This window comes from Pacificimonas flava (genome assembly GCF_000342165.1).
In the GTDB taxonomy this organism is placed as follows: domain Bacteria; phylum Pseudomonadota; class Alphaproteobacteria; order Sphingomonadales; family Sphingomonadaceae; genus Pacificimonas; species Pacificimonas flava.
In genome coordinates this window covers 182,973-205,212 of record NZ_AMRV01000003.1, presented here as the reverse complement: position 1 = coordinate 205,212, position 22,240 = coordinate 182,973, and the positions used below count along the sequence as shown (strand labels likewise).

General features: G+C 61.5%; 21 protein-coding genes. 19 read left to right on the top strand and 2 right to left on the bottom strand.

Annotation, left to right across the window (positions count from 1 at the left end):
- The first annotated feature begins 159 nt into the window (after positions 1 to 159).
- The 11 genes from C725_RS06100 (at position 160) to dmeF (ending at position 13,004) form a co-directional block, all read left to right on the top strand.
- On the top strand, positions 160 to 1,800 hold the full coding sequence (locus C725_RS06100) for an acetolactate synthase large subunit (protein ID WP_008601001.1): 1,641 nt from the start codon (positions 160 to 162) through the stop codon (positions 1,798 to 1,800).
- Positions 1,801 to 2,109: 309 nt separating this feature from the next.
- Positions 2,110 to 2,763: a cation diffusion facilitator family transporter gene (locus C725_RS06095; protein ID WP_038282144.1), complete on the top strand. Its 654-nt coding sequence runs from the start codon at positions 2,110 to 2,112 to the stop codon at positions 2,761 to 2,763.
- A 524-nt stretch (positions 2,764 to 3,287) separates the two neighbouring features.
- The gene (locus C725_RS06090) at positions 3,288 to 4,526 is read left to right on the top strand and encodes a TolC family protein (protein WP_008600997.1); all 1,239 of its coding nucleotides are present in this window, start codon (positions 3,288 to 3,290) and stop codon (positions 4,524 to 4,526) included.
- On the top strand, positions 4,526 to 5,704 hold the full coding sequence (locus tag C725_RS06085) for an efflux RND transporter periplasmic adaptor subunit (RefSeq protein ID WP_008600996.1): 1,179 nt from the start codon (positions 4,526 to 4,528) through the stop codon (positions 5,702 to 5,704). The genes C725_RS06090 and C725_RS06085 overlap by 1 nt, the downstream gene beginning before the upstream one ends.
- Before the next feature lie 52 nt (positions 5,705 to 5,756).
- Positions 5,757 to 9,023, top strand: a complete 3,267-nt coding sequence (locus tag C725_RS06080; protein ID WP_149864583.1) for an efflux RND transporter permease subunit — start codon at positions 5,757 to 5,759, stop codon at positions 9,021 to 9,023.
- Between the two features lie 15 nt (positions 9,024 to 9,038).
- Positions 9,039 to 9,398, top strand: a complete 360-nt coding sequence (locus C725_RS06075; RefSeq protein WP_008600991.1) for a SpoIIAA family protein — start codon at positions 9,039 to 9,041, stop codon at positions 9,396 to 9,398.
- Positions 9,395 to 10,012 carry a cation diffusion facilitator family transporter gene (locus C725_RS06070; RefSeq protein ID WP_008600989.1) on the top strand — a complete coding sequence of 206 codons (618 nt, stop codon included), beginning with the start codon at positions 9,395 to 9,397 and terminating at the stop codon, positions 10,010 to 10,012. Before C725_RS06075 ends, C725_RS06070 begins: the two co-directional genes overlap by 4 nt.
- On the top strand, positions 10,009 to 10,935 hold the full coding sequence (locus C725_RS06065; RefSeq protein ID WP_008600987.1) for a cation diffusion facilitator family transporter: 927 nt from the start codon (positions 10,009 to 10,011) through the stop codon (positions 10,933 to 10,935). The genes C725_RS06070 and C725_RS06065 overlap by 4 nt, the downstream gene beginning before the upstream one ends.
- 33 nt (positions 10,936 to 10,968) lie before the next feature.
- A complete protein-coding gene (locus tag C725_RS06060; RefSeq protein ID WP_008600985.1) occupies positions 10,969 to 11,679 on the top strand; it encodes a class I SAM-dependent methyltransferase in 711 nt (236 codons plus the stop codon).
- A gap of 72 nt (positions 11,680 to 11,751) precedes the next feature.
- The gene (locus C725_RS15695; RefSeq protein WP_078056166.1) at positions 11,752 to 12,027 is read left to right on the top strand and encodes a metal/formaldehyde-sensitive transcriptional repressor; all 276 of its coding nucleotides are present in this window, start codon (positions 11,752 to 11,754) and stop codon (positions 12,025 to 12,027) included.
- An 11-nt stretch (positions 12,028 to 12,038) separates the two neighbouring features.
- Positions 12,039 to 13,004, top strand: coding sequence for a CDF family Co(II)/Ni(II) efflux transporter DmeF (gene dmeF / locus C725_RS06055; RefSeq protein WP_008600981.1), 966 nt, complete (start codon positions 12,039 to 12,041; stop codon positions 13,002 to 13,004).
- Between the two features lie 600 nt (positions 13,005 to 13,604).
- Here the strand turns inward: dmeF and C725_RS06050 are convergent.
- The gene (locus C725_RS06050; RefSeq protein WP_038281966.1) at positions 13,605 to 14,309 is read right to left on the bottom strand and encodes a nucleotidyltransferase domain-containing protein; all 705 of its coding nucleotides are present in this window, start codon (positions 14,307 to 14,309) and stop codon (positions 13,605 to 13,607) included.
- Between the two features lie 2 nt (positions 14,310 to 14,311).
- Positions 14,312 to 15,316 carry a WYL domain-containing protein gene (locus C725_RS06045; protein WP_200858590.1) on the bottom strand — a complete coding sequence of 335 codons (1,005 nt, stop codon included), beginning with the start codon at positions 15,314 to 15,316 and terminating at the stop codon, positions 14,312 to 14,314.
- 47 nt (positions 15,317 to 15,363) lie between these two features.
- On the opposite strand from C725_RS06045, the gene C725_RS06040 reads away from it, so the two are divergent.
- The 8 genes from C725_RS06040 (at position 15,364) to C725_RS06015 (ending at position 22,233) form a co-directional block, all read left to right on the top strand.
- Positions 15,364 to 15,552, top strand: a complete 189-nt coding sequence (locus tag C725_RS06040) for a hypothetical protein (RefSeq protein WP_008600975.1) — start codon at positions 15,364 to 15,366, stop codon at positions 15,550 to 15,552.
- A 71-nt stretch (positions 15,553 to 15,623) separates the two neighbouring features.
- Positions 15,624 to 16,793 (top strand): ComEC/Rec2 family competence protein, encoded by a 1,170-nt coding sequence (locus C725_RS06035; protein WP_008600973.1) that lies wholly within the window; start codon positions 15,624 to 15,626, stop codon positions 16,791 to 16,793.
- Positions 16,741 to 19,080, top strand: a complete 2,340-nt coding sequence (locus C725_RS06030) for a Mov34/MPN/PAD-1 family protein (RefSeq protein WP_038281962.1) — start codon at positions 16,741 to 16,743, stop codon at positions 19,078 to 19,080. The genes C725_RS06035 and C725_RS06030 overlap by 53 nt, the downstream gene beginning before the upstream one ends.
- Complete coding sequence (locus tag C725_RS06025) at positions 19,073 to 19,741, top strand: hypothetical protein (RefSeq protein WP_008600969.1); 669 nt, start codon at positions 19,073 to 19,075, stop codon at positions 19,739 to 19,741. Before C725_RS06030 ends, C725_RS06025 begins: the two co-directional genes overlap by 8 nt.
- A 33-nt stretch (positions 19,742 to 19,774) precedes the next feature.
- The gene (locus tag C725_RS16930) at positions 19,775 to 20,206 is read left to right on the top strand and encodes an FRG domain-containing protein (RefSeq protein ID WP_078056165.1); all 432 of its coding nucleotides are present in this window, start codon (positions 19,775 to 19,777) and stop codon (positions 20,204 to 20,206) included.
- 47 nt (positions 20,207 to 20,253) lie between these two features.
- Entirely contained in the window at positions 20,254 to 20,439 is a 186-nt protein-coding gene (locus C725_RS15685; RefSeq protein ID WP_149864569.1) for a hypothetical protein, read from the top strand.
- A gap of 322 nt (positions 20,440 to 20,761) precedes the next feature.
- Entirely contained in the window at positions 20,762 to 21,388 is a 627-nt protein-coding gene (locus tag C725_RS06020; RefSeq protein ID WP_008600964.1) for a hypothetical protein, read from the top strand.
- A complete protein-coding gene (locus C725_RS06015; protein WP_038281959.1) occupies positions 21,385 to 22,233 on the top strand; it encodes a hypothetical protein in 849 nt (282 codons plus the stop codon). The genes C725_RS06020 and C725_RS06015 overlap by 4 nt, the downstream gene beginning before the upstream one ends.
- The last annotated feature ends 7 nt before the right edge of the window (positions 22,234 to 22,240 follow it).

Here is a 22,240-nt window from a genome sequence, read left to right as displayed (position 1 = left end):
CGCGTTCTTCATTGAAGACGAGCGAATAAGAATTCTCGGGGGCGACTGTCTCTCATACCAGGTACAGAAAGGCTGTCTTCGGTTGGCGTAGACACAGATTGCCGAAATCGGACTGACCGCGAACATTCTGGCCGATGTATCAGAAGGGCTATCAGGTAGATGAAAGCATCCGACCTCCTTGTCGCCGCGCTGGAGTCCGAAGGCGTCGAGTATATCTTCGCCGTACCGGGAGAGGAAAATCTCGACCTTCTCGAATCGCTGCGGACTTCATCGATCAAACTGATACTGACGCGCCACGAACAGGGCGCGGGGTTTATGGCGGCTACTTATGGACGCCTCACAGGCAAGGCCGGTGTCTGTATGGCAACGCTGGGCCCGGGCGCAAGCAACCTCGCCACACCGGCGGCCTATGCCGCTCTCGGAGCTTTCCCGCTCGTGATCATTACCGGACAGAAACCGATCAAGTCATCGAAACAGGCACAGTTCCAGATTGTCGATGTGGTGTCGTTGTTCCGGCCGCTTTGCAAAGCCGCCACGCAGATCGTCAACGGTAACCGGATCCCTTCCCTGGTGCGTGAAGCCTTCCGATCCGCCGAGGAGGAGCGACCGGGCGCCGTTCTGCTGGAACTGCCTGAGGATATTGCCGGCGAAGATACCAGCGAGGCAGTGATTCCTCCGCACGCGCGCCGCTATGCCGTTGCCGGAGATACGGCGCTTGATGAAGCGGCTCGCCGCATCGCCGCTGCCGAACGTCCACTCCTGTTGATTGGCGCCGGAGCCAACCGCCGCCGTGCTTCGCGTGCGCTGCGCAGATTCGTCGAGCAGACGCAATTTCCTTTCTTCGTTACGCAAATGGGCAAGGGCGTCGTCGACGAGAGCGCGGATCTCTATCTCGGCACGGCGGCGCTTTCCTCGGGCGATTATGTACACTGCGCCATCAAGCGTGCCGATCTCATCGTCAATATTGGCCATGACGTAGTCGAAAAACCGCCGTTTTTCATGGAACCGGATGGAAAAACGGTCATCCACGTCAACTACAAGGCCGCCGAAGTCGACCAGGTTTATTTCCCGCAGCTGGAGGTGATCGGCGACATCGCGCAATCCGTCGAGAGACTGGGACAGCGGCTTGAAGGCAAACTCGATTGCGACCGCACTTATTATTACACTTTGCACGAGGAAATTGCGGTACATGTCCAGAAGGGAAGTCATGACACCCGGTTTCCGATGGTACCGCAGCGCGTCGTTGCGGATGTAAGACGGGTCCTGGCCCCAAAGGATATCATCGCGCTCGATAATGGCATCTACAAAATCTGGTTTGCGCGAAACTACATCGCTCATGAACCCAATACCGTTCTTGTCGACAACGCGCTGGCCACGATGGGAGCAGGCCTGCCCTCAGCGATGATGGCGGCCATGCTGTCTCCCGGACGGCGCGTGCTCGCCATTTGCGGCGATGGCGGTTTCATGATGAATTCGCAGGAACTGGAAACCGCGGTGCGGCTCAATCTCGATCTTGTGGTGCTCATCCTCAATGATGCCGCATACGGCATGATTCGCTGGAAGCAGGATCAGCTCGGCTTTCCCGATTATGGACTCACCTTCGGCAATCCGGACTTCGTTGCCTATGCTCAAAGCTACGGCGCGGCGGGCCACCGTATTGAGCGCAGCGACGATCTCGTCCCTATTCTCAATATAGCATTCGAAAGCGGCGGCGTGCATGTGATCGACCTCCCCGTCGACTATTCGGAGAACAAAAAAGTGCTGATCGACGAACTCGGGGCAAGGGTCTGCACCTTCTAAAGCTGACACTAATCAATGCGTGCTACCGGCAACCCATCAGCAAAGTATCCTTGGCCAGCGGCCGCGCAGTAGCCATTTGGCGGCGGCATGGGAGAATAGATGGAACCATAATTCCAGCGCTTCATTGGCCTTTTACTGAGCCCGTCACGACTGGCTGAACAGAGTACCTGCTAGGGTCGGGCCGGCTCCTATCCCCCTAGACCGGCCGCACCCAAGCGCTCAATCCTCAGAAGTTACAGCACGCACGAGAGCGTGCTCGTGGCGGGTTCAGCGCTTGAACCGCCGACGGCTCAGCACTAGCTCATGACCATGTCCGATTGCTGTTCCGCCAAGAGCGGCGAACTTGAAATACTGGCGCAGAACGCTCGCCAAAGGCGTGTGCTCATCATCGTTCTGGTCCTAAACGCCGCGATGTTCCTCGCCGAATTCGGCGCCGGGCTTGCTGCAGACTCCACCGCGCTCATGGCCGATTCCGTGGATATGCTCGGGGATGCTCTCGTTTACGGTCTCAGCCTCTACGCCATGGCGCGCAGCGCACGTTGGAAAGCCGGCGCGGCGGTTGCCAAAGGCAGCTTTATCCTGATCTTCGGCGGCCTCATAATACTGGAAGCGATCAGCAAGGTGAGTTCCGGGGCAACTCCCACCGGCTCCCTAATGCTCATGTTTGGCGGCTTGGCACTGGCGGTCAATCTCGCGTGCTTCGGCCTTCTGTGGCGCTACCGATCTCAAGACGTGAATATGTCGAGTTCCTTTGAATGCTCGCGCAATGATCTCATCGCCAACGGCGGCGTCCTTCTCGCCGGCGGCGCGGTCATGATAACCGCGTTGCCGTGGCCTGATCTGGTTATCGGTCTTCTCATTGCGGCCGTATTCCTGCGGTCCGCATGGCGTGTTCTAGCAGAGGCCTGGCCGATGCTGATGAACCGGCAGACTGCGATCCCCCGTGAGGAAAACTCCGCTTAGTTTTCATGGAGATCCTCCGGCCATGTCGCTGTGATACATAATAACATATTGTTATTGACTAGTTTTTTGTCGTGACAAAGCTTTTGTGAGCGACTACACGCCGCGCTCGATGATCTCTCAGGTAACATCTGGTTCGAAATCTCGGCTTGCGGCGCTGCTTTGCCTCGCTGTGCTGTTTTCGCTCATCTGGGGTTCCCTCGCGGAGGCTGCAGAGTGCGTTCAGGAACCGGTCGTCGCTGCCGCGGGATCCAGCCATGCCGATGCCCCTGCAGACGGTAGCGGTGATTCCCGGTCCGCTGACAAAGCCTGCATTCACGGACATTGCCATCACACCGCCCCGGCTGTCTCGCAAGGCCGGTCGGTAAGCGAATATACGGTTCCGGCGCGCATCTTCGCGGTGAGTAGCCCCGCGTTCCCTCATAGCCGGGACGATGACGGTCTGAAACGCCCCCCTCGCATCTGACGTCCCCGACATGTGCCGCGTGCGCGGCGCCTCAGGACGTCATGCGAGGAGTTAGATTTACATGCAAATATCAGCCATGGGGCTGCGCGCTGCTTGCGGCGTGCTGCTTGCGGCGGCGTGCGTACCGGCTGCCGCGCAGGAGAGCGCCCCGCTGGGGCTAGCCGGCGCGCTAAGCCGGGCCGGCGCGCTGGCACCTGCCCTCGAGGAGGCGCAGGCCAATGTCGATGCCGCTGCCGGCGCCGCCGTACAGGCGGGCCTGGCCCCCAATCCCGAATTGTCAGCCGAACTGGAAAACGTCGCGGGGTCGGGCGCGTTCTCAGGTCTGCGGTCCGTCGAGGCGACATTGGCCGTCAGTCAGCGGCTCGAACTGGGCGGTAAGCGCGGTGCCCGCCGGCGTGCCGCCCGCGAGCAGCTTGGCGCCGTCCGGCTCGAGGCGCTGATGACCCGCGCGGATCTGGCACTGGCGGTGAGGAGCCGCTTTATCGAGGCCGCAGCGGCGACCGCGCGCGCCGCGCTTGCCGAATCCGTCGTGGAGAGAGCCCAGGAACTGGCGCGTATCGCCGGCGCTCTGGTCGATGCGGGCCGCGAGCCGCCCCTACGGTCCTTGCGCGCCGAGGCCGCCCTCGGCGAGGCGGAGGCCGCTCTCGCCGAAGCGCGCGCTGTAGCAATATCTGCGCGCTATGCCCTTGCGAGCCTATGGGGCGAGACCACGGCGCCGCCGATGCTCAGCGCCGAGATTCCGGAACTGCGGGCACCCTCGAACATCGACTCCTCTTCGGCTCTTGCTATCCAGACGGCAGCAGCGCAGCGCGGCGCGGCCGAGGCGGCCGTGTCGAGGGAACGGGCCTATGCCGTCCCCGACATGACGGTGAGCGCAGGGGTCCGCCGGCTGGAAGGCGCGAACGCTGAAGCAGCGGTCGTCAGCGCATCGATCGGCCTTCCGTTCCGTAACCGAAATCAGGGGAACATCCTGACGGCGCAGGCGCGGGTTCGAGGGGCGGCCGCACAGGAACAGCTGGTTCGCGCCGAATTCTACCGTGATACTGCCCGTGCCCGTGCTGAACTGCGCGCCGCGGAGGCGCGCTCCGAAACACTGGCAGAGCGCTCGGTGCCCCAGGCCGAGGACGCGCTTCGCTTGGCGCGTATCGGCTACCGCAATGGCCGTTTCACCCTGATCGACGTTCTCGACGCCGCCGCAACGCGCGATGCCGTGCGGCGCTCACTCATTGCCGCCCGCGCCGAGCGCGAACAGGCGGCCGCCCGGCTCATAAGGCTCGCGGCCACCGAGGAGACATATTGATGACTAGTAAAAACAAATGGCTCACGATTCTCGGTTTGGGGGTCGTGATCGCCCTTGCCATTTTCCTGTACCTGCGCAGTGCCGGCGATGCGCCGGAAGAGGCGCATGCCGAAGCGCCGCAAGAAGATAAGGCCCAACGCGCTGAAGGCGGCGCTGCCGAGGGCGAACTGCTGATGACGCCGGAACAGATCGAAGCCGCGTCCATTGGCCTCGCGGAAGCGCGGGCTGGCAGTGCTGCCGAAATCGTCGTTCCGGCTACGATCGAGGCGCCGCCCAGCGGCAGCGCCAGGGTCGATGCGCGCGCCGGCGGGATCATCCGCTCAATAAGGCAGCGCCTCGGCGACGTCGTCGGCCGCGGCGAAACCCTCGCCACGATCGAAAGTCCCGAAGCGGCGTCGCTCGCTGCCGGCCGGGCATCGGCCGCGGCGCGCCTGGAACAGATCCGCGCCGCGTTCACCCGCGAGAAGCAATTGTTCGAAGCCGATGTCACGGCGCGGCAGGATTACGAGGCGGCCAAGGCCGACCTCGGCGTCGCGCAGGCGGAACTCGAACGGGCAGAAGCGGCGGCGGCAGCGGCAGGCGTTACCGGAAACGGGCGTCTTATCGCCGTCTCGGCGCCGCTGGCCGGACGCATTACAGCCGCCGCTGCCGTGCTCGGTTCCTATGTCGCGGCGGGCGATGAGCTGTTCCGGATCGTCGATCCGTCGGAGTTGCAGGTGAACGTCTCGCTCTCGACTGCCGCCGCGGGACGCATTGGGCCCGGCGACGAGGCTAGTGTTGCTCTTCCTTCGGGAGGGCGGGCCGCCGCAAGGGTGCGCTCGGTCACGCCGTCGCTCGATCCCGAAACCCGAACGGCCGTTGCGGTCCTCGAACTGTCTAGCGCCATGGACGAATTACAGCCGGGCGCCTTCGTGCAGGTCCGGATCCGCCCCTCCGGCGAAACCAGCGCGGGCGGCGCCACCGTTCCAGAAGACGCGGTGCAGATACTGGGCGGCGAAGCGCACGTCTTCGTGCGGACAAAAGGCGGCTTTACCGCGCGCCCGGTGGTCATCGGCCAGCGCAGCGGCGGCGGCGTGGCGATCCTTTCCGGTCTTTCTCCCGGCGACGAGGTTGCCGCTGAAAATGCCTTCCTGCTGAAGGCCGAGAGCGAGAAGGGAGAGACCGGCGATGCCCACTGATCCCGCCATGCCCGCAGAGTCCCCGCGTCCCGCGGCGCACCATCACGGCGGCCTGATCGGCGCCATTCTCGATGCCGCGGTCCGCTTCCGCTGGGCCGTCATCGTACTCACCTTGCTCGTCGCCGGCTACGGCGCGCTCAACCTGACGCGTTTGCCGATCGACGCCGTCCCGGACATCACCAATGTTCAGGTTCAGATCAACACGGTGGCGCCGGCGCTTTCACCTTCACAGGTGGAAACACAGGTTACCTATCCCATCGAAACCGGCCTTGCTGGCATCGAGGGTCTGGACTTCACCCGCTCGATATCCCGAAACGGGTTCAGCCAGGTGACCGCCATCTTCGATGAGGGCACCGACATCTATTTCGCGCGCCAGCAGGTGAATGAGCGGCTCGCGCCTATCGGTTCAGCGCTTCCGGACGGCGCCGAACCGGTCATGGGGCCAATCTCCACCGGCCTTGGCGAAGTGTTCATGTACACGGTGGAATATCTGAACCCGGACGGGGAAGGCGCCGAGACTACGCCAGGGAGAGCGGGCTGGCAGCCAGACGGCAGCTTTCTCACAGAAAGCGGCGAGCAGCTGACCACCGACGTGGCGAGGGCGGCTTACCTGCGCTCCGTGCAGGACTGGATCGTTGCCCCGCTCATGCGCTCCGTAAGGGGCGCGGCGGGCGTCGACTCCATTGGCGGCTATGAAAAGCAGTTTCTCGTGCAGCCCGATCCCGCAGCGCTTTCCGGTTACGGGCTTTCATTTCAGGAACTCATCGACGCGCTCGGGCGGGCGAACCTCGCCGAGGGCGCCAATTTCGTCGATCGCGGCGGCGAAGCTCTTCTCGTGCTCGTGGACGCGCGTCTCGGCGGCGTCGAGGATATAGAAAACGCGGTTATCGCGACGCGCGAGAACGTGCCCATCCGTGTCTCCGATGTCGCGGCTGTCGGCATCGGCGGTGATCTTCGCACTGGTGCGGGCTCTCTGAACGGCGAGGAAGCGGTCATCGGTACCGTCCTCATGCGCGCCGGGGAAAACACGCGGGCGGTCGCTGCGAACGCGGCGGAGCGCCTGGCGGAGATCAAGAAATCCTTGCCTGCCGGTGTAAGGGTGGAAACGGTCTACGACCGCTCGTCGCTCGTCGATGCCACCATTGGAACGGTCGAGAAGAACCTTACCGAGGGCGCGCTGCTCGTCATCGTCGTCCTCTTTCTGATGCTCGGCAATTTCCGGGCGGCGATCATTGCCGCCCTTGTCATTCCGCTTTCGATGCTAATGGCAGCGATCGGCATGAACCGGCTGGGCGTGTCGGGAAATCTCATGAGCCTCGGCGCACTCGACTTCGGGCTCATCGTCGACGGCGCGGTCATCATCGTGGAAAACAGCGTGGCGCGTCTGGCCTCGCGCCAACACAGTGAGGGCCGGCTATTGTCTATAGGAGAGCGGCTGACCGAGACGCGGCTCGCGGCGCAGGAAATGATCAAGCCGACCGTTTACGGTCAGGCTATCATTCTTCTCGTGTATGCGCCGCTTCTGACGTTCAGCGGCGTGGAGGGTAAAACCTTTTCGCCCATGGCGATCACCGTCATGCTCGCTCTTGCTTCTGCTTTCGTCCTGTCGCTCACTTTTGTCCCGGCCATGGTTGCCGTTCTTTTGCGGAAGCGTCTTTCGGAGACCGAGGTAAAGCCCATCCGGGCCGCCAAGGCATGGTACGGTCCCGCCGTCCGGAGGGCGGTCAAGCGTCCCTGGCCTGTCATTGCTATCGGTACGGCGCTGTTCGTGGCCGCCGCGTTCCTGTTCGGAACGCTGGGCAGCGAGTTCACGCCGCAGCTCGACGAACGCGATGTGGCCGTACAGGCGCTGCGGATTCCCTCTACCCCGCTTGAGCGCTCTCTCGACATGCAGAGACGCGTCGAATCGGCGCTGCTCGAAGTACCCGAGGTCGAACTGGTCTTCTCACGCACTGGCACAGCCGAGGTGGCAAGCGACCCGATGCCGCCCAATTCCTCGGATGCCTACGTCATTCTGAAACCCAGAGAAGAATGGCCTGACCCCGGTCTGGCGAAGGATGAGCTCGTTGGCCGTATGGAGGAGCGCCTGACGGGGCTCGTCGGGAACGTCTACGAATTCAGCCAGCCAATCCAGCTCCGCTTCAACGAGCTGATCTCGGGCGTTCGCGGCGATCTGGCTGTGAAAGTCTACGGCGATGATTTGGACGAACTGCGCGTCAAGGCAAACGAGGTGGCGGGTGTGCTGCGCGGCATCGACGGTTCTGCAGACGTCAAGGTCCAGCAGACGACCGGCTTTCCAACCCTCGATATCCAGTTCGACCGGCCCGCGATCTCGCGTTACGGTCTGACGGCAGAAGATGTTGCCCGTTCGGTGGCGATCGCGCTCGGCGGCCGCCCGGCAGGCCTTGTCTTTCAGGGCGACCGCCGATTCGATGTCGTGGTCCGACTGGAAGACGGAACGCGCAACGATTTCGACCAGCTAGGGTCTTTACCGATCCTGCTCCCCGGCGGCAGTACCGTTCCGCTTCGGGAACTCGCTGATTTCGAGGTCGTGGACGGCCTGGCTGAAGTCCGCCGCGAGGAAGGCCGGCGGCTCGTCATCGTGTCCTCGAACGTGCGTGAACGCGATCTCGGTTCTTTCGTCGAGGAGGCTCAGCAGAAAGTGGGGCAGCAGGTCAAACTTCCCGGCGGTGTCTTCCTCGACTGGGGCGGGCAGTTCGAGAATCTGCAGGCGGCCAAGCAGCGGCTCGCGGTCGTGGTGCCGATCTGCTTCGCACTCGTTCTGCTGCTCCTGTTCATGGCGCTGGGCGGCTGGGTGCCGGCGCTCGCCGTTTTCAGTGCCATTCCCATGGCCCTGGCAGGCGGTGTCTTCGCTCTGGCGCTGCGGGGTCTGCCGTTTTCGGTGTCGGCGGCAGTCGGGTTCATCGCGCTTTCCGGCGTGGCAGTACTCAACGGCCTCGTCATGATGACGGCGATCCGGCAGCGGCTGGACGACGGATTGCCGCTGGTCGAGGCCATTGCGGACGGCGCACTTGCCCGTTTGAGGCCCGTTCTCATGACGGCGCTGGTCGCCTCTCTGGGCTTCGTGCCGATGGCGATTGCAACCGGGACGGGCGCCGAGGTCCAGCGGCCTCTTGCCACGGTCGTGATTGGCGGTCTCATAACGGCCACCGGGCTTACTCTCTTCGTACTGCCGGCAATCGCCCGCCTGGTACTCGCCTCTGCGGGCGACGAGCGGAGTTGGCGGCAGAAGTGGCGGGATCGTCTGCGCCGAAACGCATCGCCGGACGAACAGGCCGAACTTGGCGAGATCATGTAAGGGAAGGAAACTGGAATGCTCGACGTCTTTGAGAAGGAGGATTACCTCCATTTGCAGGTGTCCGGGACGCTTTCGTCCGGTGATTACGATATTCTCGAACGGGCCTTCGAAAACCTGTGTGTGCGGGAGGATGGCCGTATCGCCATGCTCATCGAACTGGCACCCGATTTCTCGGGCTGGGATCCGGCAGCGGCCGCCCGCGACCTGAAATTCGATATCGAACATCACGCCGAGTTCGGACGGATCGCGATTATCGGTGACAAGACGTGGGAAGAATGGGGCGTGAAGCTCACAAACCCCTTTTTCCCGGCAGCAGAAATGCGGTTCTTCGAAGTGCACCAGCACGAGGCCGCACGCGTCTGGGTCGGGCTGTGACCACGGCGCCGGCGCAAGCAGGAGAAAGCGGTCCGCAGACGCGAAAAACGCTATGGATCGTCCTCATTCTCAATGTCGCGATTGCAGCGGGATTTTTCGCCACGGGTGTGGTCGCGGACTCCAATGCCCTTATAGCCAATGGCCTCGACAATAGCTCCGATGCCATCGTCTACGGCCTCAGTCTCGTGGCGCTCAGCCGGCCCCGAAAATGGAAACGCGGCGCAGCGCGTTTTTCCGGCATTATGCTGCTGATATTCTCCGCAGGTGTCGTCGCCGACGCCGTCAGACGCTTCATTGTGGGTTCCGAGCCCGGCGGCGACCTGATGATGGTGATGGCGGCGATTGCCGCGGTCATCAACCTCGCATCCCTTTTCCTCTTGAAGCGGCTGAAGGGCAAGGATGTAAACCTGCGCGCCGCCACAACCTTCAGCTTCAACGATTTCGTATCGAATGGCGGCATCATCATCGCCGGTTTCGTCGTCATGAATACCGGCTGGAACTGGCCTGACCTTGCCGTGGGAATCGCGGTCGCCTGCATCGCGCTCTACGGCGGAATCGAGATCCTGCGCGACGCCCACGACGACGTGCACGATGAGCGGGGAGACGAACATTGAGTGCCGGTCACAGCCACGGCGAAGAGAACCTCAGCGACCGGGCGCTTATTGGTGCGGTCGCCCTCAACGGGCTGCTGACGGTCGCGCAGATCGTAGGCGGTATATTATCCGGCTCGCTCGCCCTCATCGCCGACGCCCTTCATAATTTTAGTGATGCCGCGTCGCTCGGGCTCGCCCTCGTTGCCAGACGAATTGGCCGGCGGCCCGCCGACAAGCTGATGACCTTCGGCTACGCGCGTGCAGAGATCGTTGCGGCGCTCATCAATCTGACCACGCTTCTGATTATCGGCTTTTATCTGCTCGTCGAAGCGGTCAACCGTTACGCAGATCCGCAGCCGATCGAAGGCGGGACGGTAATCTGGGTGGCTGGGATCGCGCTCGTGATCGACGTCCTGACCGCGGTGATCGTCTACCGCGGCACCAAGGGCAGCCTGAACATGAAGGCCGCCTTCCTGCACAATGTATCGGATGCTCTGGCGTCCGTGGGTGTCATCGCCGCCGGTGCCCTCATCCTGCTCTACGATCTTTATATCGCCGACCTGATCATCACGGTGATCATCGCCGCCTATGTGATCTATCAGGGCATAAGCCTGCTGCCGAAAACGGTTCGTTTGCTGATGGGCGCTGTGCCTGACGAAATCGAGTTCGACCGGATTGTCGACGCGCTTCGATCGGCCGACGGCGTGAAGGACGTTCACCACGTTCACATCTGGAGCATCAGCGAACACGAACGCGCGCTGGAAACCCACATCGTTCCTGTCAGCCAGTCGCTGGAGGCCTTCGAGGATCTGAAGCGGCGCGCAAGGACGATGCTCCTGGAGACACATCGGATTTCTCACGCGACCTTCGAAGCCTGTATGGAAACGGACTGCGAACCGGAAGTGATCGCGCCGCCGCATGGTCAAGATGACCATGACCACTAACGGTAACTTCCCCGCTGAACCGGAGGTTCGACTATGGCAATTCTGAGCAAGAGTGAGGCGCGGACGCTCTACGACGGCAACGCCGGCAGGTACGACGCGATGCTGATCCTGTACCGTCTCGCGGGACTGACGCATCACCGAAAGATGCTGGTACAAAGCCTTCAGTTGCAGCCGGGCGCTGTGGTCGTCGATCTGTGCTGCGGAACTGGCGCCAACCTCTCTTACCTGTCGCGGGCGGTCGGACCTGCCGGGAAGGTTCTGGCGGTCGATTGGTCGGCGGGGATGCTGGAGCGTGCGCGGCAAAAGATTGCCGCCGAAAGCTTGCAAAATGTGGAACTCATATGCGGTGACGTGGAAGAGTATCAGTTTCCCGGCCGTTTGCAGGCTGTTGTCTCGACCTTCGGATTGGAGATGGTGCCGGCCTATGGCGCCGTTGTTCAGCGAATAGCTGCCGCGCTGCCAGAAGGGGGGCGCCTGGGACTATTGGGCCTGCAATATCCAGAAAATTGGCCGGGCTGGTGCGTCGATCTTGGCATGCGGCTGAACCGGCCCTTTGGCGTCAGCCGTGAATATCGGGACTTCAAACCTTGGCAGGAAGCTGAACTTCAGTTCGACATTGAGGTCTTCCGGAATCTGCTTTTCGGCGCAGCCTACTTTTGCCTGGCAACACGTAAGACGGCGACAAGGGGGAGGTTTAACTCTCGCGGAACGTCGCATGAAACGACCCGCCTCACGGCGCCATAGTTCAATTCGTCGGAATTCGATGCACCCCAGCATTGCACTGCTCTGCAGATATAGGATAGGGGGCTATGTTATATGGCACACCTCCAAAAAAATCAGAAGCAGCTGTTGGCGCGTATTTCCCGCATCAGCGGGCAGCTACGAACCGCCGAGAAAAAAATTGAAGATGGTGTATCTTGCGAGGACATACTTCATCTTGCAGCCTCCATTCGCGGAGCGGTGAACGGCCTGGTTGAAGAATTGATTGCCGAGCATTTGGCTGAACACGTAGTAGATGAAAGGCTCAGCTTTGCCGAAAGGCAGGCCGGCGCCGCCGAGCTGTTGGCTGTCATCCGCCGCTACTCCAAATGAGCGGCGCTGAGATGCACATTCCCGCGGAAAACCGGAAGGATTCTGCGGCAACCGATCACAGGAAGCTCCACGATCATAACTTTCTAGGCTCCGATCATGAGAAAAATGCCAGCCGTACGCTCTGGGTTGTCGGGCTGACCGCCATCATGATGGTCGGCGAGATCGCCGCGGGTATTGTGACCGGCTCTATGGCGCTGCTTGCAGACGGTATTCACATGGCAACCCATGCCGGCGCGCTTGGCGTTGCCGCCTTTGCTTACTCCTACGCCAAGCGACACGTAGCAAATCCACGGTTTACCTTCGGCACCGGGAAGGTCGGTGATCTGGCCGGATTCGCATCAGCGCTTGTGCTCGGCATCTTTGCAGTTGGCATCGCTGTCGAATCCACATCGCGTTTTTTTGAACCGATCAATGTGGCGTTCGGTGATGCAACCGTCGTCGCTGTGCTTGGCCTTATCGTCAATCTGGTAAGCGCGGCGCTACTCTCAGGTGGACATCATCACCATCATCATCACGGCGATCACGATCACGGTCACGCACATGGGCACGACAATAATCTGCGCTCGGCGTACCTGCATGTGCTTGCCGATGCGCTGACCTCGGTTCTGGCAATTGTTGCGCTTCTGGCCGGAAACTATCTCGGTATAATCTGGCTAGATCCCGTGATGGGGCTAGTTGGGGCCTTGGTGATCGCGCGCTGGTCTTGGAGCTTGATGAGAGACACTGCCGCGGTTTTGCTGGACAGTTCGAACGGAGACCTGGCCAATCGTGTCGCTGACGCTGTGGAAGCGCCGGGCGGTGCGGAAATAGTTGACTTGCATGTCTGGCGCGTCGGTCCCGAATCGCATGCTGGAATCGTCAGTGTACAGACAGACGAACGGACTGGCGTCGACGAAATTCGTGACCGGATCGCTCAAGTTCATGCGTTCGGACATTTGAGTATTGAATTGGGAACGCGGAATTCCGCAGCAAAGTGAAAATCTTTTGATCTCCATCTATATTGTAAAAGTGGAGTAGGTCGGCCGTGAGCAAGCCATTCGCGCTCTCCTGATCGATTGCCTATCACTTCCTTGAGGATTGGGCGCCAACGCTCTCAGTCATTTGCCGCTGCGCCAGCGACCGGATCGTCGTTGACGGCGTAACGCCAGACCGCATTGCTGGTGATGGCCAGCCGTCAACGATACTCGTCAGCCCTGCGCAGGAGCGAAGCTCCGTTATTGCTCGCGCTGCGCAGAATTGCCCGTCCGCTGTTCATCATTTGGGTCGACCGGCGCTGTATGAACGAATTTCGACGGAATTGACGTTGACGTAAGACAAATATTGGGCGGCAAAGCTGCGGATGATGGATAGCTGAACAAACGGCAGCGTTTCAGATTGCGCCGATATACCTCGACCTACCGGGTTCAGGGCGTTGTCGACTGGCAGGTCTGAGCAGAAGCAGCCCGGTGGCTTTTGGGCCGTAAGCCGTCAGGCCGCTTTAGTCCCATAGCGCGGCATCTCTCAAATAAGCCGTCTGGTAAGTTCGCCTCGGGGGGCAAGTCTTTGGATAGGACTAAGAATTTCTCAATAAGATATGCTCAATGGTAGTAATCTTCGTCGCCACCAAGGTTCTGCAGACCGCGTTCGATCGTTTGCATGCCTACCTTGTTGCCGGTCCGCAGGAAAAGCGATCGGTAGTCGTCGATCGTCGCTTCGCTTGGCAAGGCAGGGCCGACGTCTTCCTGCATCATGTATTGACGAAATCGCTGTCGCATCGCGACGTCTAAACGACGCTGATGGCGACCTGCGAGAAGCTCTGCGGCGGAGGCAGGGGCCGCCATTGCCAACTCGAGCGGCGCGAAAGCGGGCCTGCCACGTTCGGCGAGCCGCGCGATGAGAATCGTGCGGATACACCAGACCATGCGCCGAACGACTACATCGGAGGTGAGCGCACCGCCGTGGCGATCAAGGAACCAACCGAGGTCACGGGCGTGCGTGATTTCACGGGCATAACTCGTCCGCAGCCTGAATTGAGACCGTAGCTGATCAAGCTGGCTTAGCGGATCGAACACCGGCTTGGCTTCGCGCACGATGTGACAGACGAAGAGATCTCCATCACGCGCATCGGCCTGCAGCTTTTCCCACGGATAGAAGAACATCGAGAGGTGGCCGATCGACTTGTGCTTTGTCGTGTCGGGCGGGCTGATGAGCAGGAGATCGGTATCCGAACCCCGGCTATTGTCCTCGCGCGCACGACTGCCGAAGAGCAGGATCGCAGAAACCCCTTCATCACCGACGCTCATGTTCAACGAGAGGCTCGCTCGATCGCGTCGATCGAAAGTTTGCGTGCCGTGGTTCGGGCATTGACCACTTCGTCGCGATTGAGGAGCACAAGCTGCTGCTTACCCGGCGGCAGTGTATCGGGCGCGACGTCGAAATTGTGCTCAGTCATCAGGTAGAATGTCTGGCTCAGGCGCTTGGTTACAACGAGCCTCCCCTCCGTCATGTCGTACTCGGCGTGAAGCGCTGCTTGTTGGCTTTCGGATAGCGCCGGGTTGGGTGCGAGAATGAGGTCGATCTCGTGCATCCACTCGAAATCAAGCGTGTGGTCGATCGCGGCCGCGGTGATGTCGCCGGCCTGATCGATCCGAAACAAATTATAGTCACGAAAATCCGAATGTTCAGTCGACCAAGCCCGAACATACCACCGGCCCACGGCATGAAAGAGCGCATGGGGCGCGATGACGCGGCGCGGTTCGGGCGAACCCGTGATCGACTTGTACTGGATTTCCAGCTGGCCGCGCTGGTTGATGGCGTCGAGGAGGTGGAGCAAGATTCGCGCATCCGTGCGCTTACGCAATAGCGAGACATTCTCGATGGGCGGCGTGTTGTCGAACCAGGTGTCCTCCTGGCGCATCCACCGATTCTCGATCGCGACGAGTTGCAGCAGATAGCGTTCGGCCGAGGCGTGCATCAGCTTGGGCTCGTAGGTCGGCGCGCGCTGATAGGCCTTCAGGGTCTGGTCGTAGACGAGGTTCCCGGGCGCTAGGGCGGTGTATTGGGCGATGTCGGATGAGGCTTGCTGCGCCGAGATACCGAAGGTCTCCGCCAAATCGCGACGATTAAAGCGCCCGTCCCAGAAGAGCCGGAAATCGATGAATTCGAGGCGCCGTTGCACGCCCCAGCGTACCGTTTCGCCTATCTCTTCCGTCACCGCACCCTCCAACAACTCGATTCGAAAAAAAATAGCCCGTCGTGTTTCTTGACGGGCAACAATGTGATTCCCATATTCAATGGACGCGATGATCACAGGGATCAACGACGAAGGACGGCGAGCAGACGCAAAGGGCAGAAAACATGGCTAAAAATACTGGTGATGGGTTTCGCCGCGGTGCGGTGACGGGTCGCACCCAGTTTCAGCGGCCTGATGGCCACTGGCAGAAGCGCGATGAGCGCACCGGCCACCTGATGAGTGTCAAGGACGACGGCAAGCCGTTCAAGGGCGTCGCTCGCGAGCCGGACGGCCGCGACACTCCTAACGCATGAGTGTCGATGCCGGGCGCCGTCAGATTGCTGCGCGCTGCCCGGCTGACGCCGTTTGACCAAAAGGGATTACGATGACTGCCTCGATCACATTTTTCCCCGTCGGCAACGGCGATATGACGCTGATCACGTTCGACAACGACCAGAAACTTCTCGTCGACCTGCATGTGCGCAAGGCGGCAGACAACGATGACGACGATACGCCGGATGTCATGGCTGATCTGCGCGGCCGGCTGACCCGCGACGAAAAGGGTCGGCTGTTTGTCGATGGCTTTCTGCTCAGCCATCCGGACAAGGATCATATCTGCGGCTTGGCAACCCATTTTCACCTCGGCCCGCCCGACGATTGGAAGAAGGGTGACGACAAGATTCTGATCCGGGAAATGTGGTCGTCGCCTGTGGTCTTCCGCCGCGCCTCCAAGGATCACGTGCTGTGCGACGATGCCAAGGCATGGGCGAAGGAGGCACGGCGGCGGGTCGCTCTCTACCGCGAGAAGGGCACCGCCACGGTCGAGGGAGACCGCATCCAGATCATGGGCGAGGACGAGGACGGCAAGACCGACGATATCCTCGCGATCGTCGTCAAGGCCGATGGCGTCGTCACCAAGCTCAACCGGGTCGCGTCCGGCACTTTCGAGGGACGGTTGCTCGCGCCGATCCCGCATAGCGACGATGAAGAGCTGGACGAGCTTCTCGGCAAAAATCATTCCTCGGTCGTCTTGCGCTTCTCGATTCGCGGCGGCGGCATCCTCGACAAATGTCGGTTCCTAACCGGCGGTGACGCCGAGGTCGCCATCTGGGAGCGCCTGTGGGGCAAGCACGGGACCTATCAGGCTGACTGGCTCAGCTACGACATTCTCCAGGCGCCGCATCACTGCTCGTGGCACAGCCTCAGCTACGACAGTTATTCGACCTATGGCGAAGATGCGGAGGTCTGCGACGCTGCGCGCAGCGCACTGGCGCAAATCCGAAAAGGCGCGATCGTCGTCGCCAGCTCGAAGGCTATCGACCCTGACGAGGCCGACCCGCCTAGCGATCGTGCCAAGCGCGAATATATCTCGATCGTCGATGGCAAGAGCGATCGGTTCATCTGCGTCGCCGACGTCTGGGAGGACGAGGAGCGCGCGCTGCAGTATGAGATCACCTCCAGCGGCATCACGAAGGTTGTGAAGAGCGCCGCCAAGGCAGCGGTTGCCGCTCTGGGGATCGGTGCCACGGCCGCCCAGGCGCGTCCGCACGGCTGAACCAGTGGCAACCGAGGCGGGCACCGATCCCGCAGAGCATCTTCTGCGCGTCGCGCTGACCCATCCCGAATGTGTCGGCGGCGCGGTGCTTGACCCGGAAGGCGGCAGGCCGAGCATCCGGATCGACATGAATGTCGAGATGCCGCTCGACATGAAGGCGGACGGCATCAGCTCGAGCGGCGTCAGAACCTGCGAGCCGGTCGTGCTCAAGCTTCCGGCAGCCTATCCTTGGCAGTCCCCCCGCTTCTACCTGCGCGAGGATTTTCCGCGCAACTTTCCCCATCTCATGCCCTTCGCCGTGACGCCCCGACCGTGCCTGGTCGAGGGGAATCAGGACGAATATTTCCTACAGTTCGGTCTGGTCGAATATGGAATCTTCCATCTGGTCGAACAGCTCGCGCTCTGGCTTCGCAAGGCTGCAATCAGCGACCTGATCAGCTCCGAACAGGGTTGGGAGCCCATGCTCCGCCGCGATTTTCGCGATATTCTCGAAATCGACGCCGATGCCGCGCGCAATGCCGTCACCAAGAACGGCGGATGGGTCGTATGGCAGGGCAGGTTCTTCCGTCGCGGCACGCCCGAGGCTTGCCTCAACGACGTCACCGAGACGTGGATCTCGAGCAAGGGCGTGCAGACGCCGCTTACGCAGAAAGCGGACGACAAGACATTCACCTCGCGCCGGGCGGATCTCGCCGCGAGCCTGGGCAATACGTTGGTCGGCGTGGTCTGGCCCGACAAAAATCCCGACGGCGCACCGCGTATCAGCGCGACCTATTTGCCGGAGAGCGTCGCAACATTGCGCGACCTGCGTGCACGGGCCGCCGAAGTCGGATGCGGGCGCGGCCTGCAAGCTTTCCTCGCCAACGTCGAACGCAGCTTTACGGGTATGTCACTGCTCGCACCGATCCCGATCGGCATCGTTCTGTGCGTACGGCGCCCGATCCATCTGATCGACAGCACTTCCGACATCGAGCTGCTACCCTATGTCGTCGAGATACGCGCCAACCAGAACCGCACCTCGCTGTTCGCGCTGGGTGACGACGAGCCGGTCGCGCCGACGATGCACTACCAGTCGCTTACCGCCGCGCTCCTGCAGGGGCTGTCCGGCGCTCCGGCACGCGCCGGACTTGCCATGCTAGGCTGCGGCAGCGTCGGATCGAAGCTCGCCATGCACGCGGTACGCGGGGGCCAAGACATCGTGACGGTGAGCGACGAGTCGTCGCTGAGGCCGCACAATTTGGCGCGACATGCTCTTGGCGCGGAGCACGTCTCTAGCAACAAGGCGGAAGCGCTCGCCATGGAACTCGTCGGCTTCGGCAAGGCGCCGACAGTACACAAAGGCGATCTCAGCCACGATCTCCGCGACCCCGAGCACGTCAAGCAGATCATACCCAAAACCGCAGGCGCAGCGATCAATTCGACCGCTTCGCTGTCGGTTCGCGAGGCATTGGTGTCTGCTGCAACGCCTCGCCTCCGTGCACGGTTGTTCGAGGCAGCACTCTTCGGCCGCGGTCGCGGCGCGTTTCTGCTCGCCGATGGCAAGGGCCATAATCCGAGCCATTGCGACCTGATCGCCGAACTCTACGCAACCATCGACGGTGGCCGCGCCGCCGAGCTGCTTTTCGACCCTGCGGGCGGCCTAACCGAGATCCAGATCGGACAGGGTTGTGGTTCGTTGACGATGACGATGGAAGATGCGCGCCTGTCGGGCATGACGGCGTCGCTCTCGCAGGAGGTTTCCAGAGCGCTCGATACGCCGGTCCAGCAGGGGCTGATCGTCATCGGCACAGCAGATGAGGACAGTCCCTCGACATGTTGGACTCGATATAACGTTCCCGCGTTCGAGACGGTCAGCATCGCCGGCAGCGACGGGTGGCAATTGCGACTGTCCCGGCGAGTGGCGGACAGGATTAGGGCCGAAGCCAAAGCCTGTCCGTCGGTTGAGACCGGCGGGGTGATGATCGGTTTGACCAGCGCCCGGCTGAAGACCGTGACCGTCGTCGATCTGCTCGAAGCGCCTGCCGACAGCCGCCGAACACCTGCATTGTTCGTGCTCGGGACTGACGGCCTGCAATCGGCCATCCGCAATCGGCATGAGCAAAGCGGGCGAACCCTGTTCGACGTGGGAACCTGGCACAGCCACCTTGGGGATGAGGGTCCGTCTTCGACCGACTGGAAGACTGCGGCCGACCTTGCCGCCGAACGCACGCCGCCATCGATTTTGCTGATAACGACGCCTGCGCGATTTCATGCGCTGGTTTCACCGCGAAAGGACGGCGATGGCTGACGGCAAATCGCTCAAGGAACAGAATGCCGGGCTGATCCGCGCCGCGATGATCGGACATATCGTGGCCTTCGCATGGATCGCGGCCGAGCCGCTGCGCCTTCTTTCGATGAACGGCCGCATGCTCGCGGCGCGTCTTGAGGCGGCAGCGGCGCCGGGCACTGCGGCATTCGGGCTCATAGTTGTCGCGTCACTCTTGCTGCTCGGTTTGATCAATCCAAACTGGCGCGATCGGATCATGCATTGGCGCTGGCATGATCCGCTTCCGGGCTGCCGGGCCTTCACCCGCGTCGGGCCGCTCAGCAGCCACGTCAGTATGCCAGTCCTCCAAGCACAATATGGACCCCTGCCTCTGGCGGGCAGGGAGCAGAACCAGCTCTTCTACAGAATCTATCGTGAGTTCAGAGAGGACGTCGGGGTGCTGGACGCACACGGACGCTATCTTGCCGCCCGTGACATTGGAACCATCAACGCCTTGGTGATGATACCATTGCCATGGCTCGCCTGGTGGGCCTCCGGCAATGGCGTGCGCGCGCTAGTCTATGGCATCGTGTTGTTCCTAATCTATTCGCTCTGCGTGATTGCTGCCAAGAATTATAGCTGGCGCATGGTTCAGCATGTACTGGCTATGGCTTCCTCCAAGACCAGCGTATCCAGTGGCTAGTGCCGGCCGCAAGCAGCGAAAGACTGTCTAAATATGGATCAACGCGGATTTCGCCAAATTGGCGCTTTTTTCGAACAACTTTCGCGGAAGCCAACCCGGGATACACTCTATCGTGGACATGCTGACGTAAGCTGGTCCTTGCAGCCATCCGCGTATCGGCCTGGGAAGAGGGGCATTACCGATCGTGAAGCTCTCCATCGCTGGACCCGCGTCGCTGCTCGGTTCGCTACTCCTGCCCCGCGGAACGACATCGAATGGCTGGTGCTTGCCCAACACTACGGCGTACCAACTACGCTGCTGGATTGGACCGAAAGCCCACTAATCGCCCTGTTTTTCGCCTGCTACGGCGAAGATCAGTCAGATGGGTGTGTGTGTGGCAAGTCCGGACCGGAAGCGCCTTCACACACTTTCATTATCACGAAACAGTCGATCCTTTTCGACGCAAAAGAGAACGTCCCGGCTTGATCTGGGCCACGGCAATGAATGCTCGAACGCTAGCACAGGACAGCGCAATGTCACTGCACTGTAGTCCGACGGATAGCATCGCCAGCGCCTTAATGCGGCAGGTCTACGTCGTGCCAAAGTCCGAGAAGGCCGATACGCTTAGTGCTCTGAAGGTTCTCGGCTTTACGCGCGAGCGGCTGTTCTCAGACATATCAATGGCGGTCGATACGTTCCTCGAAGATATTGCCACCTGAAGGCAATTGATTTCGAAAGCGCCTGTCGAATCTGACAAAACGATCGGAAGCTTTTAGGAGATGGCCATCCACATCCGAATGGCAATGACCGGGGCGCGTTGCCGATCATCCGCTTTGACCAGCGCAAACGGCAGCTTCGGTTAAGACCAGACGTTCAGCTCGGACGGAGTGAAAGACCGGCATTGGTCGCTAGCGGCCGGACAGCAATGCGCCCTATAATCGGCCGTTCAGGCATCATGCCTCTCGTCCCGGAAGCGGCCATTGCGTTATCGCGGCGGTGATATCACTCTGATGCCAACGTGGCGCCTCGGGGAGGCAGACTGTGCTGATCAACTGGTGCTACAAGGGGATCGCGGAGTCCGCGGACTTCGACGATGCCATGGCCGAGCGCGTCGTCATGGAAACTGGCCTGATGAGCAAATGGATCACCGCGCATAGCGGTCTCTCGCTCACGTCGGTGCAGGGCCCGCAACAAACTGCCTTGTCGGCCTTCGCGCTCGATGACCACGTCAACGATTATGACGCGGTAAAAGACTTCACTCCCTATATCTCGCTCGGCGCAGGGTGCATGGAATATCAGGGTCCGGGCGTTCCGCCGGTGCCGTTCCCGGCGCTCGCGACCGCAGCGGAGTTCGCCACAACCTGGGGTACGACCTCGGGCTACGTCTTCAGCCTTTGGGTGGTGACCTCGCCGCAGGAAGCCTCGGATCTTCCCGGCCTGGCCGAGGAAGTGCGCAACCTCCGCCTGTTCTCGCACTTCCATTATTATCATCACGAGGGCGAGATCGCCGCCAAGCTCTATGTGCCGCGTCGTCAGGTCGAATGCGTTTTCAAGGTGGACGCGCTCGGCAATCCGATTGCCGCCAGCTGGACCGGCGGCGGGTCAGTACTCGACAACCCCGAGTTTGTCGGACCCAATGCCATCTCGAATGTGATCGCTGCGCTATGAGGCTCGCCGGCACTGAGGCATGGGGCGAGGACCGTATCGACGCGGCGCTGGCGTTCAGCGCCAATCTTGCATCGTCTGGTGCTGCGATCCGCAGGTTGCTCGCCGAACGGCCGCGTCGCGCGCGTCGCGATGGCGAGGGGTCCCCAGACCCGACGGACATGCCTTATAAGCGCGGCGATGCCGCAGCCCTCGCCTTCGCGACGGGCCGCATATCGGCCGGTCTTGCAATTGCCGGCGCGCTGTTCGAGCCTCAGGCAAGGCTGACGATGATGCTGCGCATCTTCACGGCCACGTTGGGTGCGATCGCCGGCACCGTTGCGGTTCAGATGAGGGGCGAAGGGCTGGTCATAGCGGCTTATGAAGGTCAGGGGCATCTGCTCGTGTCGCTTGGCCAGCACACCTTGGTCGAACGGCGCCGGCTGGCCGATCTCGCGATACCGGCCGCCTATGCCTCGCTTCAGCTTCGCACGAAGATCGGGCGGCTTCCCGACGACGGGTTCACGCAGGCTTTTCGCTTCGGCGTTCGCGACCCCTTCACCCGTTATTCGCTGTTCGGTCAGGCGGTCCAGGGGGCTGAGCAGGCGCCAAACCTGGTTCCAATCGTGCTGATTGGCCGCTTCCTCGAATATGAGACGTATATCGGGATGCTGCAGTCCAGTCAGAAAAGCTGGGCGAGGCTGGAGTTCCGGGGGCCGCTGATCGACTGGCCGCTTCTGGCGATGCTCGTCGGGCTTCACCGCGCGCAGGAGATGCCAGAGGATAGTGATTTCGCGCTCGGGCCCGGGACCCGATTCCTCCAGAGTCTCGCCCGGGAGATCGCCGGCGCGGCACGCGCTGAGGCATGAGGCGCCT